Origin of the sequence: Thalassospira permensis NBRC 106175 (assembly GCF_000714555.1) — a bacterium.
Taxonomy (GTDB): Bacteria; Pseudomonadota; Alphaproteobacteria; order Rhodospirillales; family Thalassospiraceae; genus Thalassospira; species Thalassospira xiamenensis.
On record NZ_AUNC01000021.1, the window covers coordinates 46,090 to 52,499 of the forward strand.

The 6,410-nt window shown below is 56.1% G+C and carries 9 protein-coding genes; 1 reads left to right on the forward strand and 8 read right to left on the reverse strand.

The window, feature by feature from the left end; all coding sequences use genetic code 11:
* Positions 1 to 21: 21 nt before the first annotated feature.
* Positions 22 to 1,215, reverse strand: a complete 1,194-nt coding sequence (locus SMB34_RS11575) for an efflux RND transporter periplasmic adaptor subunit (RefSeq protein WP_037990271.1) — start codon at positions 1,213 to 1,215, stop codon at positions 22 to 24.
* Between the two features lie 119 nt (positions 1,216 to 1,334).
* Positions 1,335 to 1,937: a PadR family transcriptional regulator gene (locus tag SMB34_RS11580; RefSeq protein WP_007090511.1), complete on the reverse strand. Its 603-nt coding sequence runs from the start codon at positions 1,935 to 1,937 to the stop codon at positions 1,335 to 1,337.
* 366 nt (positions 1,938 to 2,303) lie between these two features.
* Here SMB34_RS11580 and SMB34_RS11585 point away from each other — a divergent pair, with 366 nt between their 5' ends.
* Complete coding sequence (locus SMB34_RS11585) at positions 2,304 to 3,590, forward strand: helix-turn-helix domain-containing protein (RefSeq protein ID WP_037990272.1); 1,287 nt, start codon at positions 2,304 to 2,306, stop codon at positions 3,588 to 3,590.
* Between the two features lie 18 nt (positions 3,591 to 3,608).
* Here SMB34_RS11585 and SMB34_RS21065 read toward each other — a convergent pair whose 3' ends face one another.
* The 6 genes from SMB34_RS21065 to queD form a co-directional block, all read right to left on the reverse strand.
* Complete coding sequence (locus SMB34_RS21065) at positions 3,609 to 3,785, reverse strand: hypothetical protein (RefSeq protein ID WP_156962676.1); 177 nt, start codon at positions 3,783 to 3,785, stop codon at positions 3,609 to 3,611.
* Between the two features lie 234 nt (positions 3,786 to 4,019).
* Positions 4,020 to 4,244 carry a hypothetical protein gene (locus SMB34_RS11595; RefSeq protein WP_037990276.1) on the reverse strand — a complete coding sequence of 75 codons (225 nt, stop codon included), beginning with the start codon at positions 4,242 to 4,244 and terminating at the stop codon, positions 4,020 to 4,022.
* Between the two features lie 4 nt (positions 4,245 to 4,248).
* Complete coding sequence (locus SMB34_RS11600; protein ID WP_037990279.1) at positions 4,249 to 4,668, reverse strand: hypothetical protein; 420 nt, start codon at positions 4,666 to 4,668, stop codon at positions 4,249 to 4,251.
* A gap of 78 nt (positions 4,669 to 4,746) precedes the next feature.
* Complete coding sequence (locus tag SMB34_RS11605; RefSeq protein ID WP_007090506.1) at positions 4,747 to 4,935, reverse strand: hypothetical protein; 189 nt, start codon at positions 4,933 to 4,935, stop codon at positions 4,747 to 4,749.
* Between the two features lie 234 nt (positions 4,936 to 5,169).
* Complete coding sequence (gene queE / locus SMB34_RS11610) at positions 5,170 to 5,955, reverse strand: 7-carboxy-7-deazaguanine synthase QueE (RefSeq protein ID WP_051682263.1); 786 nt, start codon at positions 5,953 to 5,955, stop codon at positions 5,170 to 5,172.
* Positions 5,952 to 6,410, reverse strand: a 459-nt coding sequence (queD, locus tag SMB34_RS11615; protein WP_240478815.1) for a 6-carboxytetrahydropterin synthase QueD, incomplete at its 5' end; no start/stop codon positions are given. The genes queE and queD, both read right to left, overlap by 4 nt.

Genomic DNA, 6,410 nt, shown 5'->3' on the forward strand with positions numbered 1-6,410 from the left:
CTCCGGTTCCTCATGCCACGCTTAACGCGCGACCGTTTCCTTGGGGGCGGGGGCCATGTTTTGCAAACCTTCGGGGGTATCGCCGGTTTCAATCCGGCTGACTTCGACTGTTGCGCCTTCCTTGACCCAGTCATGGCCGACCACGATCAGGTCGATCTTTTCCGGAAGGCCACCAATCCAGATACCATCTCGGTTTCCGCCCTGAAGTTCGATCGGGTAAAACGCAACCTTGTTGCCATCGACAATGACGCGCACGCCGACCTGACCTTCGTCATTCAGCGTCAGGACCGACGGGGCAACGCGATGCGCCATCTTGGTGCCGATTGGAATTTGCAATTCGGATGTCATGCCATCGGGGATGCCAAGGTCGGTATTATCTATTTCGACTTCGACCCGATAGGTACGTGTCGAATTGTCCGATGCCTGCGACACATAGCGCACGACACCATCGGCCTCGCGCCCATCAAACAGGGTGATATGCGCCAACTGGCCTGTCTGAACGCTGCCGATCGAATGTTCGGGGACATGGGCAACCACCAGCATCGGGTCGGCCTGGATCAGGGTCGCGACCGGATCGTTTACCGACAGAAGATCACCGATTTCAGCCGGGCGGTTTTCCACCACGCCGTCAAACGGGGCGCGAATTTCGGTATGGTTCAGTTCGATCTGTGCCAGTTTCAGGTCCGCCCGCGCTTCTTCCAGCAGGGCCTTGGTTTCTGCGACACCGGTTTTCGAACGGTAATTCTTTTCGGCAAGGCTTTTGGCCGCGCTGTTTTCAAGTTCGCGCTGGGCGACAAGGGCACGCGCCTTTTCCACGCGCGCGGCACGGTCTTCAACCGCCAGCTTGACCAGAAGATCACCCTTTTTCACGCGCTGGCCCTTGATTGCGCCGATTTCTTCGACCATGGCATCAATCTGGGCACGGATTTCAACGGAAACCACGGCTTCGGTGCGTCCGGAAATGCGCAGGACATCGACATGTTCGACGGCTTCGCTGGTTCTGACGCGGACCGATGCATGTGGGGCGTGCCCGGCCGAAGGTGACGTGGTCGGCACAGGCGCATCGCCATTTTTCGCGACTTGCGCACCGTCTGCGTTCTCGACCACTGACGTCGGCCCTGTTTCGGCGGAATCGTCCCCGCCCAGTAATCCGGACCCAACCCAAAGTACCGCCCCGACGGCAAGTACGATGGCGATAAGGCGTGAAGCATTCATGGTTCTATTCCCTCAGATATGCCCAAACGGAATGCGTGTGGCACTTGATAAAGTGGCGCTTTGTGGTGAACCTTGCGGTTCTTGTTATTCTTGGTTCTGTTGTTATTGTTGTCGGCGGATCAGGCTTTCCTGTCTTTGCGGGTTCGCAATTCCTCGATCAAACCTGATTTGTTTTCGCGGATGAATTTCAGTGTCGCCTCGCACATTGCCTGCCCAAGTCCGGCGACGAAACGGCAACCGGGGGTCGGCTGCCCGTCTTCATCGCGTCCATGGGTAAGTGGACATTTATCCTTTTGCGGATTGTCCGGATCGATATCGAATTTCATCATTTCGTGGCGGGCAGCGAATTCATCGATCAATGCCTCGGTCAGCTCGATGGGCAGTTCCTCGGCAAAGGTCAACATGAACAGAATATCGGACCGGTAACGATCCTCGCCCGGGCGGGTTTGCAACAATGTGCGCAGAAACGTTCGGCGGCCTTCGCTGGTCAGTTGGTAAACCTTTTTGTCGGGGCGATTTTCCTGTTCGCGTTCAACAAAGGTCACCATCCCGTCCTGGGTCAGCTTGGTCAGTGCCGGATAGATCGAACCCAGAGACGCGATCTGGAAATGGCTGAAAGTGCCATCTTCAAACATTTTGCGTATCTCGTATCCGGTTGCTTCACCACCCATCAGGGCGCCAAGGCACAATGTGCGTACATCCATATTCTGTTCGGTATCCATCCTGTTATGCGTCTCGATCCGATCATCGTTCCGGCGGGGGAAAGTGCCAGAACAACTATATCACTTCGATATATATCGATTATTAGTATATCGGACTGATATAGTCAATTTACTGCACGTTTCGGTTTAATGACGACTGATAAGGGTGGTTTGTTACAAAATCGGGCGAGTGTTTTGATTTGGCTGGGGTTAACCGCGCTTATCGTTGAAACAAACTGGCTTAATTTGTCCGGCCGGGCGTCCGGTTGTGCATCGTCGGACGCCGATTGTGTTTGTTCGTGCATATTGAAACGATATAGGACGACATTTCTTCACCCCGGTAAGGGGGCAATGCCGGGCACCGATCAAACGGGATAAAGCGCGTTTATGAACGATATATATGACTATCTTGATCTGTTTGTGGCTGTCGCTGGCATCGCGCAGGCAGCATTCCTTTGTCTGCTGTTGCGTTCCGAAGGTGCGCGTGCGCTTCGCGCCAATCGCTGGATGATGCTTTTCCTTGCTGCTGTGGCGTTCAACCTGTTCGAAGATGTCGCAGAGGTTTTCTTTTCGCAGCAAGGCTATCAGGTTGTCGAAATGATATTTATTCCGGCCAATTTCCTGATTGCCCCTGCTGTTTATCTTTACTTCCGCGAAGTTTCGGGCGTGCCGTCACGTCAGCCTTGGGTGCATTTTGTGTTGGCTGGGGTGGTCCTGAATCTCATGGCATGGTCGATCACCAATGGCATGCCCATTTCCGATGATTTTCAACATAGTTTTACTGTTCCTGCCGCCATCAGCAGTTTCTGCTGGTTTGCGATTTTCGCGCAGGCGGGAACTTATGTTTTGCTGATCTGGAAGGTGGCGCATCGGTATTTCCGTCAGGCACAGGAACAGCTCGGCGTGGATCGCAACGCGATGCGCCGCTGGATGGGTGTCATTCTTGGTGGTGTCAGCCTGATCTTCCTGACGGCCCTGATCGGTAAGATTGCCGCATTTTTCTTTGTTGAAGACCTGGCGATGTCGGGAACCGGGGTAGCATTTGTGCTGCTGCTGTTCGCTCTCAGTTATGAAATCGCGACCCAGCCGGTTTTGTTTGTCATGCCCGATTGGCCGGGTGAAGGCGAGGTGGATGAAGAGGACCTGACCCAGCCAGTACAAGGTTCGGCAAACAGTGCTGTTGTTTCGGTGGCTCCTGCTGCGTCTTCTGCAAGGGGGGGCGACGCGGAGCCGATCTCGCGGCCGCTGCTTGACGGTGACGGTGTGGCATCCGCGCTCAGGCGGCTTGACGATATCCGTAAACGCGGTGACTTGCTGCTGGATCCTTTGGTTTCGCTACCAAAACTCGCCCGTGCGGTGGGGCTTTCGCCCAATCAGTTATCCTATGTTTTAAACCATCATGTCGGGCAGAATTTCTTTGATTATGTCAATGGGGCGAGGATCGAGGAAGCGCGTGCGGTACTGATTGCCGAGCCTGAGCGGACCATCCTTGATGTGGCGCTCAGTGTCGGTTTCAATTCGAAATCGACCTTCAATCTGGCGTTCAAGAAACTGACCGGGGATACGCCAAGTGCGGTGCGGGCAAATGCGCGAGCAGCGGCAGAAAATAGGCCGTCCGGAGCGACACCTGGTGGGCCGGATGGGCAGGGCCGGACGCCGGACGTCGCACAATAGGGCTGGGTCGGCAGGATTTCACAACAGGAACCTGCCGACATGATCCGCTCCAGCAACCATCAAAGCAACCATCAAAGAAACCATTTCAAGCCCAGCACGAAGACCAGCCATAATACCAGTACCAAACCCAGCGATAATAATGGCCGAAGCACGGTTGCCCGAAAGGGTATCGTCACAAACGCCATCGATGGCCATGATGATGGCCTTCGGAATGTGCAGCATATCCGCAAGCGGACCTTTCGGATCGGCGGCCTTATGATGCTTTTTCTGGTGATGACCGGACCCTAGCCCAGAATGGTCCAGAACAGGAATACCGTCACGGTCAGAAATGAAAGCGACCCGGCGGCCATTTTCATAAACTCGATCATCTTGAAGGACATTGATGGCTCCTTTTTTTGGGGCGCGCGGGATCAGGCGATATCAAAGGGGCTATCTTGGATTGGTCGGGGTGAAACGGGCCTGATAAAGCTCGTTCCCCAAATCATCAAACAGGGCAAAGGCATCTGGTTTTTGCGGCATGCCCGCCCCTTTCAAAAGGTCTTCGGCCTGCGCAATCGCGGCCTCGATATCGGAGGTGACGCAGTCCATCCGATTTAACCGTGCACGGGCGTCAGAGCCGTCATGCACGCGGAAAAACTCGATCCTGATCTGCATGATTTCATGGCGTCCTGTGATCGGGCTGGGAGGGACGGAAGGCAGGGCCGGGACCGGTGGTCGCGTGGCCGGGGTGATCGTCTTCTCCTGCGTCATCTGCGTCGCCGTGGTCGTCATCTTTGCCAGTTGTGCCGATCATCCGGGCGCGTTCTTCCTCGCGCAGGGGATCGGCATCCAGAACCAGGGCGCTATCAAGAATGACGGGATCAAGAACCAGCAGGCGTGCAACGGTCGTTTTGCCATCGCGTGACCAGACATGCAGGTTGCTCTGAACTTTTTTATAGCTGCGCGTCGCGGCCATCAGATCAAGTTCTTCAAGGGTTTCGACCTCGTAAGTGCCGGCCTGAAACAGCTCGTCATACCCTTCCAGCCGGAACGGATGGAAAAAGGTGACGGTCCGATGCGTGTTGCGGGTGATGGTCATGATCAAGCTCCTTGCGCCTTCGACACAGGAACCAAAACCGACGGAGGGGGCAATCCCCCCGCCTGTTTGTGAAACCGGTTATTGCGGTGGCGCGGATGGCGCGGGGTTAGCGACCGGATTTTCTGCCTGTTTGACGGTTGGCGGACCTTCAAGCGGCGAATGTTCCGGCAGGGCCACCGGCGTATCGACCGGGCGGCCTTCCAGCGGTTCTGCGGGCTTTTGCTTCCCGGACTTCACATGGTTCAGTGAAAAGCTGCGAAAAGACATTTTGTCCTGCTTTCTGTTCAGGAGGGCAAAATAGACCTCCCTATTAGAAATGGTCAGAATGGCGCGCAAAAGCAAATCGCGGGCGGCCGCAACGCCTCGGAAAACCGGCTAATTATCTGATATTGCTTGTCGTCTGCAGGATGATTTATTTTCAATTTATGGTTTATTTTTCATAAATATATGCCCGCATAACGAATGTGGCGCGGGCTTTGCCGTGCAAGGGGCAGCGGAGAATCACACCCCGCGCAGGTTGCCCCAGACATGGACGTGCCATTGCGGCAGGACGCGGATGTTAAACCAGCCGCGTTCTGACACCTGATCAACCAGCCAGCGATAGCGTTCCGTAAGGCCGTCTATATCAACGCCGTTAAGGCCGTCCGGGTGCGGTTCGGCGGGGGTGATGTTGACCGGTTGCAGGCAGACCGGGATATCGGGATGGCGTTTGCGGACATGGTCGGCAAACATCAGATCGGCATCGTCGCGGATCGGGAATTTAAGCGTAATCGCCGGGCCGTCAAGCACGCCATTGGCTTGCGCCGCGGTGATGCAGGCGGCAAGGGCATCGGGGTCGAAATCGGTGCTGCTGCTTGGCGGTTTAGGGCTGAGTGTCAGGTAATCAAGATCGGCAAACCAGTCACGCGCGATGCTGCCCTGGGTTTCGATGGCAAAGGTAAAGCCATCGCGTTTGCCAAGCGCGATCAGGCCGCCCAAGGGCTGGATCGCCGGGTTGCCGCCCGAAAGGGTGACAAGGATCGGCTTGCCACCCGAAAGGGTGCGAACCCGATCCATCACCTCGGCCGCCGTATTCGGTTTCCAGTCGGCGCGAAAGGCCGGATCGACGGCATAAAGCGTATCGCACCACGAACAGCGAAAATCACATCCTCCGGAGCGGACAAACACCGTCGGCATGCCGATCAGCGCACCTTCGCCCTGCACGGTCGGCCCGAAAATTTCCGATATGCGGATTTTATCGTGTGCCAGTTCTGATTCAATTTTCGGCTCAATTTCCGTTCCGCTCATGGCCGGTATTCCGCCCAGGTTTTCGGCGTTTCGGACACCCGCACCGCACTGACTTCGGGCCAGCGGTCATGCGCCCAGTCATAAAAGAACAGCGCCAGACGTTCGGCGGTGGCGTGATCATGGCCAAGGACCTCGTTCAGGTGACGGTGATCAAACTCGTCATCGATCATTTGTTTAAGCGGTGCCAGTTCGCGGTAATCGCGTACAAAGCCGCGCGCATCAAGCTCCGCACCGCGAAGCTCCACCTCGACAATGTAGTTATGCCCGTGCAGGCGCGAACACGGATGATCGGCATCAAGCCCGGCTAGCTGATGGCTGGCGGAAAAGGCGAATTGTTTGGTGATGGTGAACATCATAATGGCTTTCGATACGGCGCGCCCGTGCCCGCGATGCAGCGGAGAGCTTGCGGCCGGTTGGTTTTGTCTGGCTAAGTCGGTTGTGTGGGGGGGGGGGGG

Excerpts from the sequence above, each read along its gene's own strand:
- SMB34_RS11575 (WP_037990271.1), bottom strand. The coding sequence starts at position 1,215 with ATGAATGCTTCACGCCTTATCGCCATCGTACTTGCCGTCGGGGCGGTA.
- SMB34_RS11580 (WP_007090511.1), bottom strand. The coding sequence starts at position 1,937 with ATGGATACCGAACAGAATATGGATGTACGCACATTGTGCCTTGGCGCC.
- SMB34_RS11585 (WP_037990272.1), top strand. The coding sequence starts at position 2,304 with ATGAACGATATATATGACTATCTTGATCTGTTTGTGGCTGTCGCTGGC.
- SMB34_RS21065 (WP_156962676.1), bottom strand. The coding sequence starts at position 3,785 with ATGGCCATCGATGGCGTTTGTGACGATACCCTTTCGGGCAACCGTGCT.
- SMB34_RS11595 (WP_037990276.1), bottom strand. The coding sequence starts at position 4,244 with ATGCAGATCAGGATCGAGTTTTTCCGCGTGCATGACGGCTCTGACGCC.
- SMB34_RS11600 (WP_037990279.1), bottom strand. The coding sequence starts at position 4,668 with ATGACCATCACCCGCAACACGCATCGGACCGTCACCTTTTTCCATCCG.
- SMB34_RS11605 (WP_007090506.1), bottom strand. The coding sequence starts at position 4,935 with ATGTCTTTTCGCAGCTTTTCACTGAACCATGTGAAGTCCGGGAAGCAA.
- queE (WP_051682263.1), bottom strand. The coding sequence starts at position 5,955 with ATGAGCGGAACGGAAATTGAGCCGAAAATTGAATCAGAACTGGCACAC.